Origin of the sequence: Paenibacillus turicensis (assembly GCF_050461185.1) — a bacterium.
GTDB lineage: Bacteria > Bacillota > Bacilli > Paenibacillales > Paenibacillaceae > Fontibacillus > Fontibacillus turicensis_A.
Genome location: NZ_JBCMOR010000022.1, coordinates 1 through 1,080, shown reverse-complemented (window position 1 = coordinate 1,080; position 1,080 = coordinate 1). Strand labels below are relative to the sequence as shown.

The following is a 1,080-nucleotide window of genomic DNA, read 5'->3' as shown; positions in this document are numbered from 1 at the left end:
TATAAAGCCACATTATACGATGGCACAGTAACGGTCGTTCGCCATGAATATAATGATCAAAATCAAATTAAAAATGTTGCAGATGCTTTTGATTACTTTACGAACTATAGCTATGACAAGACCCGTATTAATAAAGTTCAAACGAATGGTTCGCATATTGTTACAGCAGAGGACAATGCAAATGCACAATATAGCTTTAACCCAGAAGGTAAGCTTCAGCGTATCGTTTATCCAAGATTATCAGATGGAAGCTATTTAACAAGTGATTATAATTATGATGGGATCGGTAGATTAGTTAAGGTAAGTAATAAAAAAGGAACAACATTAATTTCAGAGTTTTCTTACACTTACGACAATAATGGAAATATTATAAGCATCAAGGATAGTGTAGGGACTACTAATTATCAGTATGATAAGCTAAACCGTTTGATTCAAGTGAAACGTCCTTCAGGAGAAACTATCGTTTACACCTATGATGCGAGAGGAAACCGCAAAACGCTCAAGGGTGATAGTAAAGTTGTAGATACGAAGGAACAAACGTACACCTTTAATTTGTGGGATCAAGTAAGTAAGGTGGTTAAGGAAAATACGACCACCGAGTTTGAATATGAAATGCAAGGTTTACGATTAGCTAAAACGACGACAAGAGTCCAACAGGCTAATAGCGATCAGAATAGTAACAGTCAAAACCCTGCATCCTCAGTTGAAAAGGTGCGTTACGCATACAATAATGCGGGTAAAGTGATTTCTGAGGCAGACGCAAACAACAAAGCTATTGCAAACTATACATGGGGCCCAGATCGACTACTTGCTAAACGGGATGTCAGTACGAATAAAAAGTATTTTTACTTGTATAACGGTCATGGAGATGTTGTACAGTTAATAGATGAGTCTGGTCAAATTGTGAACCATTATCAATATGATGAATGGGGTAACATTGTTGAGCAGGAAGAAACAGTTCGCAACGATTTCAAATACGCAGGTGAGATTTTTGATGATGAGACCGGATTATACTATTTACGTGCAAGATATTATGATCCTGCTATAGGGAGATTTGTAAGTAAGGATACGTATGAAGGA

At 36.9% G+C, this 1,080-nt stretch carries 1 protein-coding gene; it reads left to right on the top strand.

Annotation, left to right across the window (positions count from 1 at the left end; translation table 11 throughout):
- Positions 1–1,080 (top strand): RHS repeat domain-containing protein (locus ABE099_RS20545; RefSeq protein WP_430033514.1); only part of this gene is annotated, 1,080 nt, incomplete at both ends.